At 43.6% G+C, this 16,731-nt stretch carries 16 protein-coding genes and 2 pseudogenes; 11 read left to right on the forward strand and 7 right to left on the reverse strand.

The features are described from left to right. The 4 genes and pseudogenes from B9T16_RS16105 to B9T16_RS16120 all read left to right on the forward strand — a co-directional run. Window positions 1-216 (forward strand): annotated as a pseudogene (locus B9T16_RS16105) (hypothetical protein); the annotation flags it as partial. Between the two features lie 113 nt (window positions 217-329). Next, window positions 330-557 (forward strand): hypothetical protein, encoded by a 228-nt coding sequence (locus B9T16_RS16110; protein WP_410245246.1) that lies wholly within the window; start codon window positions 330-332, stop codon window positions 555-557. An 18-nt stretch (window positions 558-575) separates the two neighbouring features. Further along, window positions 576-857, forward strand: a complete 282-nt coding sequence (locus B9T16_RS16115; protein ID WP_410245247.1) for a hypothetical protein — start codon at window positions 576-578, stop codon at window positions 855-857. After that, the gene (locus B9T16_RS16120; RefSeq protein ID WP_410245248.1) at window positions 811-1,176 is read left to right on the forward strand and encodes a hypothetical protein; all 366 of its coding nucleotides are present in this window, start codon (window positions 811-813) and stop codon (window positions 1,174-1,176) included. Before B9T16_RS16115 ends, B9T16_RS16120 begins: the two co-directional genes overlap by 47 nt. A 391-nt stretch (window positions 1,177-1,567) precedes the next feature. Here the strand turns inward: B9T16_RS16120 and B9T16_RS16125 are convergent, their stop codons facing one another. The 4 genes from B9T16_RS16125 to B9T16_RS16140 form a co-directional block, all read right to left on the reverse strand. After that, window positions 1,568-1,816 carry a hypothetical protein gene (locus B9T16_RS16125; protein ID WP_410245249.1) on the reverse strand — a complete coding sequence of 83 codons (249 nt, stop codon included), beginning with the start codon at window positions 1,814-1,816 and terminating at the stop codon, window positions 1,568-1,570. A gap of 708 nt (window positions 1,817-2,524) precedes the next feature. After that, entirely contained in the window at window positions 2,525-2,959 is a 435-nt protein-coding gene (locus tag B9T16_RS16130) for a hypothetical protein (RefSeq protein ID WP_006617256.1), read from the reverse strand. A gap of 49 nt (window positions 2,960-3,008) precedes the next feature. Beyond that, window positions 3,009-4,874, reverse strand: coding sequence for a 3'-5' exonuclease (locus B9T16_RS16135; RefSeq protein ID WP_051659779.1), 1,866 nt, complete (start codon window positions 4,872-4,874; stop codon window positions 3,009-3,011). A 432-nt stretch (window positions 4,875-5,306) separates the two neighbouring features. Further along, window positions 5,307-5,867, reverse strand: a complete 561-nt coding sequence (locus B9T16_RS16140; protein ID WP_006617254.1) for a hypothetical protein — start codon at window positions 5,865-5,867, stop codon at window positions 5,307-5,309. Between the two features lie 849 nt (window positions 5,868-6,716). Here B9T16_RS16140 and B9T16_RS16145 point away from each other — a divergent pair. After that, window positions 6,717-8,450 (forward strand): hypothetical protein, encoded by a 1,734-nt coding sequence (locus B9T16_RS16145; protein ID WP_235181536.1) that lies wholly within the window; start codon window positions 6,717-6,719, stop codon window positions 8,448-8,450. A 92-nt stretch (window positions 8,451-8,542) separates the two neighbouring features. Continuing rightward, window positions 8,543-9,733 carry a 1-deoxy-D-xylulose-5-phosphate reductoisomerase gene (gene dxr / locus B9T16_RS16150; RefSeq protein WP_006617252.1) on the forward strand — a complete coding sequence of 397 codons (1,191 nt, stop codon included), beginning with the start codon at window positions 8,543-8,545 and terminating at the stop codon, window positions 9,731-9,733. 85 nt (window positions 9,734-9,818) lie between these two features. Here dxr and glgA read toward each other — a convergent pair whose 3' ends face one another. Next, window positions 9,819-11,246, reverse strand: coding sequence for a glycogen synthase GlgA (glgA, locus tag B9T16_RS16155; RefSeq protein WP_006617251.1), 1,428 nt, complete (start codon window positions 11,244-11,246; stop codon window positions 9,819-9,821). A 483-nt stretch (window positions 11,247-11,729) separates the two neighbouring features. Continuing rightward, window positions 11,730-13,481 (reverse strand): group II intron reverse transcriptase/maturase, encoded by a 1,752-nt coding sequence (gene ltrA / locus B9T16_RS16160; RefSeq protein ID WP_410245250.1) that lies wholly within the window; start codon window positions 13,479-13,481, stop codon window positions 11,730-11,732. An 891-nt stretch (window positions 13,482-14,372) separates the two neighbouring features. Here ltrA and B9T16_RS16165 point away from each other — a divergent pair. Next, a complete protein-coding gene (locus B9T16_RS16165; RefSeq protein WP_167538960.1) occupies window positions 14,373-14,513 on the forward strand; it encodes a hypothetical protein in 141 nt (46 codons plus the stop codon). On the opposite strand, the pseudogene B9T16_RS16170 reads toward B9T16_RS16165, so the two are convergent. Beyond that, window positions 14,472-14,798: pseudogene (locus B9T16_RS16170) on the reverse strand (IS1 family transposase); the annotation flags it as partial. The gene B9T16_RS16165 and the pseudogene B9T16_RS16170 overlap by 42 nt on opposite strands. Window positions 14,799-15,461: 663 nt before the next feature. Between B9T16_RS16170 and B9T16_RS16175 the strand changes: the two are divergent. The 4 genes from B9T16_RS16175 to B9T16_RS16190 are packed head-to-tail and all read left to right on the forward strand — an operon-like array spanning window position 15,462 to window position 16,660. Continuing rightward, window positions 15,462-15,686, forward strand: a complete 225-nt coding sequence (locus B9T16_RS16175; protein ID WP_410245251.1) for a reverse transcriptase N-terminal domain-containing protein — start codon at window positions 15,462-15,464, stop codon at window positions 15,684-15,686. Window positions 15,687-15,707: 21 nt separating this feature from the next. Then, complete coding sequence (locus tag B9T16_RS16180) at window positions 15,708-15,929, forward strand: HNH endonuclease (protein ID WP_410245252.1); 222 nt, start codon at window positions 15,708-15,710, stop codon at window positions 15,927-15,929. Beyond that, window positions 15,889-16,119: a reverse transcriptase domain-containing protein gene (locus B9T16_RS16185; protein ID WP_014275530.1), complete on the forward strand. Its 231-nt coding sequence runs from the start codon at window positions 15,889-15,891 to the stop codon at window positions 16,117-16,119. Before B9T16_RS16180 ends, B9T16_RS16185 begins: the two co-directional genes overlap by 41 nt. Further along, complete coding sequence (locus B9T16_RS16190; RefSeq protein WP_014275529.1) at window positions 16,109-16,660, forward strand: reverse transcriptase domain-containing protein; 552 nt, start codon at window positions 16,109-16,111, stop codon at window positions 16,658-16,660. Before B9T16_RS16185 ends, B9T16_RS16190 begins: the two co-directional genes overlap by 11 nt. Window positions 16,661-16,731 lie beyond the last annotated feature (71 nt).

Here is a 16,731-nt window from a genome sequence, read left to right on the forward strand (position 1 = left end):
AAAACCAACACAAATGCCATTATACAGGCACGGTTTAAAACATTTAAATAAATGGTAGATAGTMCAGTCTACAACGCTAATAAAGAAGACGCTAAGGAAACGTTAATTTCAATACTAGATGATTGCGAGGTTGAGTTATCCTTAGCAGAAGCGAAAAAACAATTATCGCTCAAACAGCTTAATTATATTCAGCATTTACTAACCAAAATCGAATAATTTAAACCCGTCCGAAATGAGGTTAAACTATCACAACTTAACCACTATCAAAGGATAAAACCATGTCAATCAAATCAAGTACGCCCGGATTAAACGTAGTAGAATATAGCTACATGAGTAATCGATTAAACTCTAACGTTGTAGGATTGCTTGACTTAGTAGAACTTGCTATCACGCCTGAACAATTTGATGAAATTGTCGAATTTATTCAAATCCACAGGCATTTTTTAAACGCGGAAATCGAGTTAATCAAAGGCATTGAAGCATTGCTTAATGCAAAAATTACAGAACACAACAATAATCAAAATCACCCCGATAATGATGATCACAAGTTCAATTAATCAATAGGAAATAAAGCCATGAATGAGTTTGAACAAGAAAAAATGATGGTTATTGCAGAAATGGCTAGGGAGATTTTTGTCAGATTAGCTGGCAATAATTTAACAGCAACTCGTGAGGATAGAATCACGATAGCAGAAATTGCTCATAATTACGCTATTGACTTTCTGGCAGTACACGAGAAATGGGTAGAATCTCAGTATCCAATTATTACTCGATTTGATTCAGGTATAATATCACCTGAATGCAACCTTAATGGTTATAACAGCGATATCCTACTGGGAGGTGATTTTCATGCCTAAGCTACTCCCGGTAGTCACACTAACAGGGTCTTACAAAGGGTTTCTGGTAGGTCATGGTAATATCTGTATCGAAGTAGGTTCTTTAGAATGGTTTAAATACCTAGAAACCCATAAATCCTTTTCAGTGGAGGTTAATGGTAAACGATTTACGTTGTGCAAAAAAGTCTCAATTAATGGTTTTACCTACTGGAACCTCAAAGGGTGGGATGGTAGCGTCAATCATCACATCTACGTTGGAAAATCTGACCAAGTTACTGTAGACAAGTTAATAGACGTAGCTAACGCTATGATTGCTAAGTGCAGAATGAGTAAGCCCTAACACCTAACAGCTAACCCCTACCCCAATAACTTAAATGGCCCCCTATGGTTTCTGACTGTAGGGGGTGCGTGTATTTTTTGGCTAACAGTCTGCTGCAACAGTCTGTTGCAACAGTCTGTTGAAAATTTATATGAATGCTTGCCTCTAATTTACCCACAATAAACACCCTAAGCCAAAACCTTAACCCGTCTATTAGGGGTAATCATCCCGTGCGGAACTCAGTACCCCTATAAATTGGAGACTTGTCTAGCGGTATGTAGGTATCGGTTTCGATGGGGAATCAATTCTCTAGGATTATGTGGATAACCGATGTCGCTGGTAAGGCAATTCCCTAGGATTATGTGGATAACCGATGTCGCTGGTAAGGCAATTCCCTAGGATTATGTAGGTATCAGCGAGAGATGACGAAACAAGTTACCAGTTGAAAAGTTGTTTGAGGGTATCGGGTTGGTTCCGGTAGGAGATAGTTTAGATTATGCGATCGCATTTTGTTGGTAGCGAGTAGGCTCCTCAAGATTTCACCAATAATCTGACTCCCACAGGGAACCAGGTAGGCGGTCTGATATCTTTGTACATTGATAGGGGTATCGTTGTACATTGATAACCTAGTGGGTTCCCCTATGGGTTGTTTTTGAGCCATATCCTCCCCCTAACCGAAACAGACATATTAGGGGAACTGACCGTTGCGATAGCAGTCAACAGTGACGCTAGGAACCGCTAGGCTTGCTGTTGACGGGTATCGCTAGGGAAGTACCCTATCGGTGTTTGGTTAGGGGGAGATAGTAGGCATTTGACAGATTGATTAAGTTGTGCTTATTGATTAACCCGTCAATAATTAAGTTTTGTTGCTGAGGGATATGCGCTAATTGTCCCGTGTGCTAAGACTGAATGGAGTGCATTTTGAATGTAACAGTACGACTAACGGGTTAGTTAATTTCCTCCTATCGCAATAATGATAAGGGTTTAAGTTAATTGGAGATGTTGGGTACGAAACCCAACATCTTGGTTGGGTTTCACTGCGTTTCACCCAACCTACAAGATATTTAGCAACTTGGTTGGGTTTCACTGCGTTTCACCCAACCTACAAGATATTTAGCAACCCAACATCTTGGTTGGGTTTCACTGCGTTTCACCCAACCTACAAGAGATTTGGCAACTTGGTTGGGTTTCACTGCGTTTCACCCAACCTACAAGAGATTTGGCAACTTGGTTGGGTTTCACTGCGTTTCACCCAACCTACAAGAGATTTAGCAAGCCCTCACCACTAAATTAAACGATAAACAATTGACCCATCACTCTCACGATTATCCATGGTAATTAACTGCTGTATCATCATTTCTTCTAACGTTTACCTAACTTGTTGACTGCTTAAACCGGTTTCTATTACACAATCAGCTAGGGTGACTTCTCTGTTTCTTTTCATAAGTTTGAGCAGCTTCAGTTCAACATTATTTGCTGAGGGAAGATTGGCTGAATTATTCTGGTTTAAACCGCTATTTAGTTTCTTAGCTTGATTAACAGCCCGGACATTTTCAATAGTAGCAACCACAACATATATACCTGCCACTAAGTCAAAAAATTCATCATCATCTTCCAAAGATGAATCTATCATCAATCCCAAAAACGTTATCAAAATAACTATTCCAAATCCTTTAAATAAGGCTTTATAACGTCCGGTATAAATATAGCCAATCGGTAGAAAGAAAAAGGTCAATAATCCCGTAGCCCAAGCATTTTTATTAGCCAATTTGCTAATTCTTTCGGTATCTTGTGAGTCACTCATAATCAATTCCTCAATTTTAGATGATTATAGTTAGGGCATAGGAAGGGGACTAAGCTACCACTAAGCGATCGCACATCTTCAACTCTCTCAGGAAATCAAAATAACCTGATCCAAATAGATATAACACATCCTGAGCGCGGGTCATTGCCACATAAAATTCCCGGCGAGCCTTTGCTTTTTCACCCACACCAAACTGCTGCACCCACGGGATAATTACAGCTTTGAACTCTAAACCCAAAGCTGATTTACCAGTAACCACCCTGACACCAGGATGACTAGAACAGTAGTTAATTTTGTGGTCATGTTTATTATCATTCACCCAAAAAACTCCCATTCCGATATGGTCTAGGGTTTTAATTAGATGCTCAAAAGATTGACTCTCATTTTTTCCCTTATAGCGGTAAATCACAGCAATCTCATGAGGTTTATATCCCTCATTTACTAACTTCTTAATAGTGTCAATTACACCATTAATTTCATCCATACGGTTTGGTTTGATATGAAGCTGTGGTATCTTACCATGTCTAACTGCTGCCAAGGGTTCTACCACAGGAAATGTCTCATCTTCCAGTTCATCATCTTCTGCTGAAGATAGATCACAAACCATAGCCCATGCTAACTGTAATATTTCCTCAGTATTCCGGTAGTTTTGGGTAAGTTTTCGCATCCTCCCCTTTGCTTTCACTCCCACAGATTTCCAGGTAAACTTATGTCGGCGATAAATACTCTGGGAACGGTCGGATACAATTACTAAATCGCCATCTTCTGGGTCTTTGAGAGCCGCCGTACAGCATTCAAACCACTTAGGATGGAAAGTATGACCTTCATCTATTAAGATGGCATCCCACCTGTCATCGCTGGGAATTTTTTGCAGTGCATTTAACAGCCTAGTACCCATTTCATAGTCGTATATATCGTCGTCTTTAAAATGGTTAGGATTGGGTAGACCTCTGAGGACGGATTTTGCCCAAGCATGGAAGTGCATAACTTCAATGCGTCGGTGATATAAAAGGTTATAGTCTTCTTTGATGAGCGATCGCAAATAAGATGCCAAAGCAACATTATAGCAGAGAATTAGGACTTTCGTATCTGTCCAACCTCCCGCTAAAATTTTAGCGCGACTGAGAAGAATCAAAGTTTTGCCACTACCTGCGACTCCCGAAAATAGTCGATGACCGGAATTTAAAGAACGTGCCAATTGTTCCTGGCGATAATCGAGAGTTGTCAGAATAATAGCATCCGGCTTAACCAGTTTACCTTCCGGGACACTGCTAGGTTTAGCTGGTTCTTGTCTAACCTGAGCTTCTGGGTGAATTACCCCTCGAATAGTATTAATTTGGTCATCTTCTAAATCTGCAAATTTAAATCGGACGGTAAACATGGCTTCCAGGCGTTTAATCAGCGCCCTTTCTCCGATTTCTTGCCATGTCATCAGTTCATCTTTGTAGCAGACCTGTGGCTTTTCTAGTAAGGCATAAATATGATTTTCCCGCGCCTGTGCTTCTGTGATATTAGTCATCACTGCACCGACACCGATAGGACATACCAACTTACCTTGATAATCTCCATCATCTTGGCACAGGATAGAATAGCCTTTAAGTTTGGAAAGCAGAGCATCTAGGTAGCCTTTCGCTTGTCTCATAGGAGACTGACAATGCTCTAATTGACCGTCTTGTTCAATATGAAAGAAAAAACTATCTGCTTTGTGGATTTGTTTAACTGACCACCCCTTAACTTCTAGTATCAGTAAACCGAAGCTGGGACTAAGGATCATAAAATCGGGGTAAAATCCGCTGGTAATGGGTTCATAGTAAACAAAGAAGTCGTCAGGTAGTTCATCCCGCAACAAGCGGAACAGCATTTTTTCTCCTTTGCTGGCTTTCGATGGGATTGAATCAGGGATGACTAATGCCATGGTTGATGAGCTAAGATGACCTGAATAGCAGCCTTGAGCTTTTGAGTAAATTTGCTTGTCGCCGCACTGATAAACTCAGTATAAAGCAATTCCTACGATTTCACAATGGGTTTACTTAACTTCATGATTGAGTGTTCGTCAGTGTCAGTAATTTAACGGATTAACTACTAACAGCTACCATGGGGAGCCTTTTCTCCTCCAGAGAAATGACAGGAGGTTGTTTGGTGAATGTTCTCCGTGGAGGCGGTTACATCTGCGATTAAGCAGGAGAATGGGGAGTAAAATTGTAAGTGTCAATTATACAGAATAGTTTGTTCTCTTGGCGATCGCATCTGAGAGGGAGGGAGGTCAAATAGATAGAATTGAGACTCCCCTGATTGGGGTGTGGCACATTCCTCAATAATGAGGAATGTTAAGCCAAGTTTTCACGGATTAAGAAAGATCGACAATATTTGCCCACTTAGCAAACGAGGGAGGAAAGAAATTTACCTCATAGCCTGAATCTTCCCATTCTTTGACCCACAGAGGGATTTTACCCCCATCAGGAGTTGAAGCAAATAACCGGGCTTTGTTCTCCACGATATAAAATATCTGTTTGAGAGTGTCTCCCTTGTCTAAAGCATCACTCAGGATTTCGTCTAACTCCGGGGGGACTCGCTTAACCCTTGTTTTGTCGTCCTCGACCCAAACCAGTTTTAAAGATTTGAGGTCGCGCGGACCCAGGTTGGTTTTAAAATAAACCCGTTTCAGGGTAGCCACGGGAGCTAAACTTCTTTCTATCCTTCTGATTTGCTGGAGTCTCAGAAAGTGCCATTCTGCTAAACGTAGTCTTTCTTCCGGTGAAATAACCCCTTTACTGGTAGCGTGTTTAAGACCATATTTAGCTTGGGAACATCCGAGGTTAGCCAGCAGATGGATTAACTCTCGTTCTTTTGGTGTGGCTTGTCGCCTCACTAAATTATGGGTCGGTTGCCGTCTTGTTTTAGTATCCATCTCAATTGGTTCGCTGCTGACGATGATAAAATCTGGGTGAAACTATTCAGTTTTCAGTAAGACTGGATTAACTTTGGTGTGTTGAAATCGATATTTCCCATCATGGCGATCGCTCCTGACTTTTTACAGTCTATCAGTACCGGGGTACGACATTAATTTTTCAGCCAGAGTCACTTAGCTACCACTGAGAAATAGGATCTTGATTTTTGGGAGTTGGACAGGAACAAAACCAAGCATGGCGGGGATTTTTCCGGTTAATGGTCTATAAAACAGCTATCCCACTTTCAGAAAAAGCGGGTGATTGCAATAGACCCCTTGAAATCTCCAAAACCGACCTGTAATAATTAATACAGACTCGCAAACCTTGATTGGTCGGTAACAGGAATTGAGCTTGTCCGTAGTGTCCGTGAGTTGTCCACTCAAATCCGACCTGATTCCCCTAGTTCAGGGGTTCGGACGGATAGGAAATCTACCAAAGTTATCCGAAAGTTTATCGATCATTAGGGTGTTTTTTCATCAGGGTGCATTTCCTTTACTCAAAACATCTATCATCATTCTACCTCAGTCAGAGAGGGTTGCTCTCATGCTTTGAGGCGATTAGTTTCGATGACCCACTGTTCTCACCGGAAGCCAAAAGCATTCCGGTGCGTTTTTTTGTGCCCATTTTGGTTTCTGAGAGTTTCCTTTACCAAATCTTTACAATAGGGGGCTTGACCCCTCATAGCAAAAAGGCTATATTGTGTTATGTAGATGCACCCTGATGGTAGAGAGAGTTGCTCAGGCAGTTCTCTCTTTTTTTTTGTCCCGTTTCCTGGACTGTGGCAGAATACTACTCTGGTAGCCTCAAATATGGCGGGGAATATGGGAAAGCGGGTTCACCTCTGGGAAAGTTGGGTTAAGCACGATCGCATTAATTTGGTTTTACTACTGGTCTGGTGCGCGATCGCCTTAATTTTGCGTCTGATCAACTTAGAAGCTAAACCAATCTGGAGTGATGAATTCGCCACCCTAGCCTTTAGCCTGGGTCATGGTTTCCATAGGGTCCCCTTGGATACAGCGATCGCTCCAGAATTACTGCTGTTTCCCCTACACTTGGGCGATAATATGGCGATCGCTTCCGTTTCCGAAAGGCTATTTACAGAAAGTAACCATCCCCCCATTTACTTTTGGTTGACCCATCTGTGGGTTCACTGGTGGGGAACTCCGGGGGATTTAGTCTCAATTTATATAGCCAGATCCCTTAGTGTTCTATTTGGGGTCGCTACAGTTCCCGCTATATTTGGCTTGGGGTGGCTATGTTTTAGATCTGTACTCGTTGGACATCTGGCGGCGGCGTTGATGGCCGTTTCACCATTTGGGGTATATTTAGCCCAGGAAGCACGACACTACACTTTGGCAATGTTCTTGGCGATCGCATCTTTCGCCTGTCTCACGGTCGCTATTGAACGCCTCAAAGCACAAATCTCTCTCCCGGTCTGGCTGGTTTTGGTGACTGTCATAGTTAATAGCCTAGGAATGGCCGTCCATTTCTTTTTTATCTTCCTCCTGATAGCCCAAGGGTTAATAGTTTTGGCATTTTGGATTCAGGATATCCGCTACTATCCTCTACGGTTTCCCAAGCTGAAACTCTGGAAAGGGTTTTATGCGATCTCATTAGGTACAGCTATCGGTAGCTTGGTGTGGTTGCCAATTTTTCTGAAAATTTCCACCGGAGATAGCCAGTTAATTGCTTGGACTTTACCGAGTCGCAATCATTTTATTGAGCCCATTTTTCGGCTAATCGCTTGGGTGATTACTATGGTGATTATGTTACCCGTCGAAAAGCAACCTTTGCCCATGATTATAGTTTCTAGTGCCGTGGCTTTGCTGGTTTTAGGGGTATTAATCAAATTATTATTTGATGGTTGGAAGTTGACAAGCGATCACCACAAAGAATCACTGAAGTTATGGCTAGGCTTTACTTTGGTGATTATGGCTATATTTGTCGGCATGGCTTGGGCTATTGGTTTGGATTTAACCCTAGCAGCCCGATATCAGTTTATTTATTTTCCCGTCGTGTTACTAATCCTGGCCGCCGGGTTAGCTAAAAGTTGGGAGTTTCCCGGAAAATCTCAATGGCGACGATATGCGATCGCTTTTATCGGTTTCATGTCTTTATTAGGTGGGTTGATGGTAGTGTATAACTTAGCTTACCACAAACCCGATCGCCCCGAACTTGTCGCTGAGGAAATATCCGCTTATTTAAGGTCAGATATTCCCACCTTAATTGCCACTGTTCACAAAAGCCATGAACAAACCGGGGAAATGATGGGAATTGCCTGGGAATTACAAAAGTTAGGTGTCCGGAAAAACTCCCCTTTCTTCCTACTGGCGCATCGCCATGATGGTGATTCTCTCACTTCGACCAATACCTTAGTTAAGACTCTAAATAGATGGCCGCAACCCATGAATTTATGGTTGATTAACTTTGCAGCTGAATTTGACCATTCCGGGTCTAATTGTGAGAGAGAATTGGGGGTAAAATCTCGCGTTCGGGGTTATTTCTTGCGGATGTATCGCTGTGGGTATAATGAGAGTTTATGAGGGGAATTGTGCTTTAATTTGCTCATGGGGTTTGCATGGGGGTGACACTTACAGATACTATGGTTATTTAATAACATAAGTTAGCAAAAGACATGAAGGCAATTACTCTTCTCGGTTCTACCGGTTCTATCGGTACTCAAACTCTCGATATTGTTGCTGATCACCCCGATAAGTTTAAAATTGTGGGATTAGCCACAGGTAGTAATGTCACTCTCCTGGCGCAACAGGTGCGACAGTTTCGGCCGGAAATTGTCGCTATTTGTGACCAGAATAAGTTGTGGGAATTGCGAGAGGCGATCGCCGATCTTGACCCCCAACCCATTATAGAAGCAGGAGAGTCTGGTATAGTGGAAGTTGCCCGCTATGGAGACTCGGAAGCTGTGGTGACTGGTATTGTTGGCTGTGCCGGACTATTGCCAACAATTGCAGCTATTGAAGCCGGTAAGGATATCGCCCTGGCTAATAAGGAAACTCTCATCGCTGGCGGACCTGTCGTCAATCCTATGATTGAGAAATATGGCGTTAAATTGTTACCCGCTGACTCCGAACATTCCGCTATTTTTCAGTGTCTGCAAGGGGTTCCCTCTGGGGGTTTACGACGGATTATTCTGACAGCTTCTGGGGGCGCTTTTCGTGATTGGCCTGTAGAAAGGTTAACCGAGGTCACAGTGGCTGATGCAACTACGCATCCTAATTGGTCCATGGGGCGTAAAATTACCGTTGATTCCGCTACCATGATGAATAAGGGTCTCGAGGTGATTGAGGCTCATTTTCTCTTTGGTTTGGATTATGATCAAATTGATATTGTCATTCATCCCCAGAGTATTATTCACTCTTTGATTGAGTTGCAGGATACTTCTGTATTGGCGCAGTTGGGTTGGCCGGATATGCGTTTGCCCCTATTATATGCTCTATCTTGGCCGGAAAGAATTTATACCGATTGGGAACAGTTGGATTTGGTCAAAGCTGGTAATTTGACTTTTAAAGCACCAGATAATCAAAAATATCCTTGTATGCAGTTAGCATACGCGGCCGGACGGTCTGGGGGGTCTATGCCAGCCGTGTTAAATGCCGCTAATGAACAGGCTGTGGCTCTGTTTTTAGATGAAAAAATTAGCTTTTTGGATATTCCCAAGGTCATTGAAATGGTGTGCGCGCGCCATGAACAAGATAATTGTCAAAATCCTAGTTTGGATGACATCTTAGCCGCCGACCTATGGGCGCGTCAAGCAGTTATAGAGGCTAGTGCAAGGGTTCATCAAAAAACGGCGATCGCTTTGTAGTTGATTCTATCCCAGAAAAACCCGGTTTCTGTGTCCAGTGGGAACTAGAGAAACCGGGTCTTTTAGCTAATAATGGAGTGTTGCCCTAAGTAGTGACACCAGTTTCCGGTTCTGCTTCAGGGGTTGGGGGTTGGTAGGAATAGTATCCCGCTACTTCCTCATAAACCTTGATGTATTCCCGGGCTGAGTTTTCCCAGCTAAAGTTTTGGTGCATGGCTCGCTGTTGGAGTCGCCGCCAATGGTCTTTATAGCGGAAAGCCTCCGAAGCGCGAACCATAGACGTAAAGAAGTCCAGAGGTTCGTAGCGGTCAAAACAGTAACCTGTGCCGCCTTCCCCTACTGGGTCGTTATGGGATACCGTATCGACTAAGCCTCCTGTACGCCGCACAATGGGAATACAGCCATAACGCATTGCTAACATTTGGCTAATTCCGCAAGGCTCAAAACGACTGGGCATAATTAAGGCATCCGCACCAGAATAAATCCGCCGTGATAGGGCATCATTAAACAGAATTTGGGTCGTCATTCTCCCCGGATAGCGGGATGCCATTTGCCACATTTGGGTTTCGTAATAGCGATCGCCTGTTCCCAGTAAAATAAATTGGGAATCAGTAAAGGACATAAACTGATCCATAATTTGAATTACTAGATCGAGTCCTTTTTGTTCCACCAGTCGTGTTACCATACCAATCAGGAAGGCACCGGAGTTAACTTCTAGTCCTAACTCTTCCTGAAGGGCAACTTTATTGGTTTTCCGTTTTTCCACGGTATCAGCATTAAAGTTTTCCACGATATAGCGATCGTTTTCCGGGTTATAAGACGACGTATCAATCCCATTAAGAATCCCCGACATTTTGCCACTTATATAGGAGAGCAAACCTTCCATGTTTTCCCCATAGCCAGCCGTTTGAATCTGACTAGCATAAGTGGGAGATACTGTAGTTACCCGGTCAGCAAATTGAACCGCTGCCGCCATGACATTATGACCTTCCATAAACCAAGGACACCAGGTAATCCGTTCCAAAAACCAGCGCCAAGGTCCTTGATAAGCTAAATTATGAATGGTAAAGATAGTACCTATATCAGGGGTTTCTTTCATCCATACGGGAATCATCCCGGTATGCCAATCATGACAGTGAACAATTTGGGGTTTCCAGTAATTCCAACAAAATTCAGCAGCCCCATTCGCAAATAGGGTGAACCGCCAATCCTCATCTTCTCCATAGTAAATCCGACGAGGCATAAACGAAGGATGTCCAAATAAATATAATGGAACATCAGTTTTGGGAAATGTCGTCTCAAAAACCGCAAATTTTTGATACATGGCGGTTCCCCACCATATAGGTTCCTTGGGTATTTTGATTTTGTCTGGTAAAAAGCCATAGTAGGGCATAAATACCCGGACATCATGGCCCATTGCCCGCAAGACCTGGGGCAAAGCACCCACGACATCCCCCATACCCCCGACTTTGGCCAGGGGTGCCGCTTCCGCCGCTACAAATAAAATTCGCATAATTGTATTTTGCGTTCCCTTAGATCGAGATGCGTAACGTGATCATACCGGAGGCCGTTGCAATATTTTTACATTTTTCCGAAAGTACCTAGAATGATCCCACCGGTCAGCCTAGAGCAAGAAGTGATCAACGTTCACACATGAATGCTCCGCCACCTGCGTTCCGCGAGGTGGGGGTGGGGACAAGGATTTATCCCTCGTGACAGGTGGCATTCTCACCGTGTTGCGGGAACTTTTGCCCGCATACACCCCTAAGTCGTTTCCGCTTCGGGCTGATGAATAGTTTTGCCCTGAGTCTGACGTTGATTAACCGACTACAGAGGACTTATAGGCCGCTTTACCTTTCTCAACCAATCGTGTCTCTGGGGAGTTCGGGTTCTATGCCCGCCCATTACCGTGCCAGTTGATTAGGGGTCGAGAGTGAAGTCACCTTCACCCCCTCCCATTCAGAACCGTGCATGAAAGTTTCCCTTCACACGGCTCCTAGTTTGATTGCTCCATTGTTAAGGACACAGCATCGGCTTCATCTAGTGCCGTTTTATCATCATGACAGTGGCGGTGCAATAGTTGAAGATTCTTGTACTCCTCTTTACCACCTTGGCTTCGAGGTACTATGTGGTCTACTTCAACTAAATCTGATGGGGTAAAGTATTGCCCACACCAGGCGCACCTACCTTTTTGCTTTTTAAGTAGTTTTGCTACCCTTGTTGGTGTATCGATTGCCTGACCTTTCCTGGTTGCCCAATAAGTCCAATTTCCGTCGTATGGTGTTGCATCCGGGCGCACTAGGGTATGTCTGACAATTGGCGTCCAGCTATGCTTGTGGAAATGTAACCCATCTTTGGTTTGGAACATCCAACTTTCTTGTCTTTCTTTCCCATTACTGAGTTTAACTTTTCCAGGTCTGAAATAATTACTCAGTTTTTCGTAGTTTGCCTTTCCGCATCTTGAGACTGTCCATGCCCTTAACATTTGCCAAATTATGTGGTCTAGCTTAGAGAAGGTTTCTATTGAAACGACCCCTGAATAGTAATTTGACCATCCCCGTATTATCGGATTTAGCTTGCTAATCAAGGCTGATTGGGGTGCTGTCTTATGTTGTTTGATTACACCCTTAATCACTTCTATCTGGGCTTTAACTGCCTTCTTACTGGGTTTGATGTGGGTTAAAAAGGTTTTCCTTGTGTCCCTATTTATCTTCCCCGCTCTATGTTTTCCTGCTGGGTATTGCCTAATATTGAATCCCAAGAAATCGAAACCAGGTTCTTCTGTTTTCCCTTCATATTGTATGGGGTTAAGTGTATGACACACTCTGGTCTTTTCCGGTTTAATCTCTAATCCTATAGGTTTTAACCAACGGGAAATAGCAGTTTTGCACTGTTCAATGATGTCCAGTGACGGTGATATCACTACAAAATCATCAGCGTATCTTATTAGGGTGGCTTTAACTTTACCCCCACTTGCTTTTGGATACATTGTTTCAATTAACCTAGCCATTCCATCCAGTGCAATGTTGGCGAGTATTGGACTTATTACCCCTCCTTGTGGTGTCCCGGCTTCTGTATCCTCGAATACGCCATTGTCTAGCACTCCTGCTTTTAACCATTGTTTCAGGTCGCGTTTAATTACGCTAGGACAATGAATTTTGGACAGTAGGTAATCATGGTTTATTCGGTCGAAGCATTTCGCTATATCCGCATCAAGGACATAGTATTGACCCTGATTTATGGCCGTGTATATTCTACCAATCGCGTCATGGGCTGACCTGCCTGGTCTGAACCCGTAGCTTGTGCCTTCAAATCTCCCTTCCCATTCGGGTTCGAGAGCCGATTTCACCAAGGCTTGCCTGGCTCTATCTTGGATTGTGGGTATCCCTAGAGGACGTTTCTCATCCCTTCCAGGTTTTGGAATCCACACCCTTCGTAGTGGTTTTGTTTTGAGGTTTCCCTTGATTTTCTCAGCCATTTCTAACCTTTGCTTAGGGGATATTACGACCATCCCATCTACTCCAGCCGTCTTTTTGCCTTGATTGTCTTGGGTCACCCGTCGCACCGCTAAGAGCCGGGCATAATATGATTTCACCAATAGACGTTGCCACCTTCTAACCTTCGCGTCCTGTCCCGATTTAGCTGCTTGGAATATCCTCTTTTGGAGCTTAAAGACGTATCGCTGAACCTTAGTCCAGTTGATACTTCTCCATACAAACGCACGTCTTGATTGGTCTGGTTTTCCCAAATCCGTTCTTTAAACTCGATTTCGTCATATTAACCCTTAATCGACTCTATCCTTGCAATCAAACCGTGACCCGTTGGCATATCCCGTCCATTACAGCCGGGCGTTAGCTTCTGGTCACATCTCACTCCCTCAAAGGCCTGCGCTTACACTTTCACTACTGAACATTTCGACCAAATGATTCAGAGCCATTGAGGGGTTAAAACGTTCCGTTTATATGGGCTTTCCATCTTTAGATTTGTCCTCTCCACCGGGGTACTTTAAAGGTCTGTGTAGGTAGTTTATCTAGCCTCCTACTTTTCCCCTTACTCTTTTGAGCGCAGCGTATCAACCTATTTCGCTACTTAGTTCTTACGATGGTTCAAGTCAGACATTTGGCTCACGCCTAATCATGGATGGTTGGCAGTGGTCATGGTTCCAATACTAGGTTGTATCTCGGAGCCTTCCGTTCCCCACTTCAATCTGACGGGTTGTGAGTCCTGAAATTGGGGGTGGCTATCGCCGTTACTCTCTACGCAATTGTTAAAGAATCATTAATATTTCCGATTTTGCGTTTTGACCTTGAGTTCCCTACCTTGTTTTGTATATTTCTATACCAAACGTTGGGACATATAAACAGTTATGGGGATGGTCAGAAGCGAGATCCTTATATTCAACCAAGGGGTTGAAGTCCCCACCAGGCGGTTATTTCGGGTATTGCAACCCTATTTCATGCCTGAACGTCTCGCACAGATAGAAGAACTATACCACAATCTCCGCTCCTTGACCCCCACGCCGCAGGCAGGTGGGGGAGTGCGTCGCTCTTTTTGTTCAACCATTGTATGTTGCTAATAGCATCTGGGATTAGTTTAATTATTGACACCAACCCGGTTGTGGTTGGTGTCCTGATTGACTATGGTGCAGGTTGAATACCTGTTATCCCGATTTAACTTAAAGCCTTATCCTAACGACGATAACCGGAATTTACTTAACCCGATAACTATGCCTAGTTACTCAGATATTACTCACAATCTGGTATTGCACAGTGAGGAATGATGAAGAGAACGGAGGAAGTTGTCCATGCTTCAAATAATAGATAAGTAAGCGAATTGATTTGTACAACATCTCAGTGGACTTGGAATCACACAAAGTTTTGCGATGTAGCCTGGCTAAATAGTGCCTCAGACGGCAGTTTTCTCCTTCTACTCTTGTCATAGCCGTTTTGCTGACTAGATGATTGCAATCCTCAATTAAGCAAGGATAAACTTTGTATCCGTCCGTAATATATAGAAAACAAGCCCAGCCCTGAATCATTTGCCATAATGTGGTAAAAGGTGCGAGACGTTCAGGCATCAAATAGGGCTGCAATGCCCGAAATAACTGCCTGGTGAGGATTTATACCCCTTGGTTGAATATAAGGAGATCTCTCCTGACCATCCTCATAACTGTTTATATGTCCCGACGTTTGGAAAAATCCAAACAAGGCAGGGAACTCAAGGTCATGAACCAACTGAGAAATCAGGGAGTAAAGAGTAACGGCGACAGCCACCCCCAGTTTTGGGAATCATAACCCCAGGACTGAAGCGGGGAACGGAAGGGGTGAAGTAGAACCTACTNCCAGATGCGACCACTGCCAACCATCCATGATTAGGGAAACCGAATGTCCGGCTTGAACCATCGTCATTATTGAGCASCGAAACAGGTTGATACGCTGCGCTCAAAAGAGTAAGGGGAAAAGTAGGGTAATCTTTTCATCACCTACACAGACCTTTAAAAGTACCCCGGTGGAAAGGACAAATCTCAAGATGGAATGCCCATATAAATGGAACGTTTTAAGTCCTCCTAGACTCTGATTATTTGGTCGAAATATCAGTAGGGATAAGTGTAACCGCAAGTCTAGGAGGATGTGAGATGTGACCAAAAGCCAACACCCTGCTGTAATAGTAGGGATATGCTAACAGGTCACGGTTTGATTGTAAGGAATAGAGTTTAGTAGGTGTACAAATGGCGATAGCGAGTTTAAAGAAAGGGTTGGGAAAACCAAAACCAATCAAGACTACGAACAACGCATGGAAGACAATCCCATGGACTAAGGTTCAACGGAAAGTATTCAAGCTCCAAAAGAGTATATTTCAAGCAGCTAAATCGGGACAAGACGCTAAGGCACGAAGATGGCAACGTCTATTGGTGAAGTCATATTATGCCCGGCTCCTAGCAGTGCGACTGTAGGGGCGGGTTCCACGGTCAGCCATGCTTCCCAACAGTCAGCTTAATAAACCCGCCCCCCAGGCGGGTCAAGGCAAGAAGACAGCCGGTGTTGATGGAGTAAGAGTAATCWCTCCAAGACAAAGGYTYGARCTTGTKRAGAACATTAARGGAAATMTCAAAGCAAAACCACTGCGACGGGTGTGGATTCCAAAACCTGGTAGGGATGAAAAAAGCTGGAATAGGAATTCCCACAATCCAAGATAGAGCGAGGCAAGCCTTGGTTAAAACGGCTCTCGAACCTGAATGGGAATCGAGATTTGAAGGCACAAGCTATGGGTTCCGTCCTGGACGGTCAGCCCAGGATGCAATAGGCAGGATTTACGCTGCCATTAATAAAGGACAATATTATGTTCTTGATGCAGATATAGCGAAATGCTCTTACCGTGAACCATGATTACCTACTGTCCAAAATTCATTGTCCAAGCTGCCTAAAAAGAGACCTGAAACAATGGCTCAAAGCAGGTGTGCTAGATAACGGTGTATTTGAGGATACAGAAGCAGGGACACCTCAAGGAGGGGTAATAAGTCCAATACTCGCTAACATCGAACTGTTGGGGATGATTAGGTTAATTGAAAAACTGTACCCTAAGAAAACAGACAATCGCCCGTATGCGAATGTCATAAGATACGCCGATGATTTTGTGGTCATCTCAAAAGACCTAGGAATCATTGAACAGTGCCAAACTGCAATCACCGAATGGTTAAAACCCGTAGGCTTAGAAATAAAACCTGAAAAAACTCGAATCTGCCACACGCTCAAATCTATTGAGTATGATGGTAAAACAGAAAAACCAGGGTTCGACTTTCTAGGATTCAATATCAGGCAACATCCAGTAGGAAAATATAAAACTGGAAAAACAGGGGGACGTAAGAGCCGATTAATCGGACATAAAACCCACATAAAACCCAGCCCAAAAGCAGTTGCCCACACATAAGCGATAAAAGRTGTAATTAAACAATCTAAAACTGCACCTCAATCAGCCCTGATTAAACATCTAAACCCGAT

The organism is Arthrospira sp. PCC 8006 (assembly GCF_046480465.1).
GTDB classification, from domain to species: Bacteria; Cyanobacteriota; Cyanobacteriia; order Cyanobacteriales; family Microcoleaceae; genus Limnospira; species Limnospira platensis.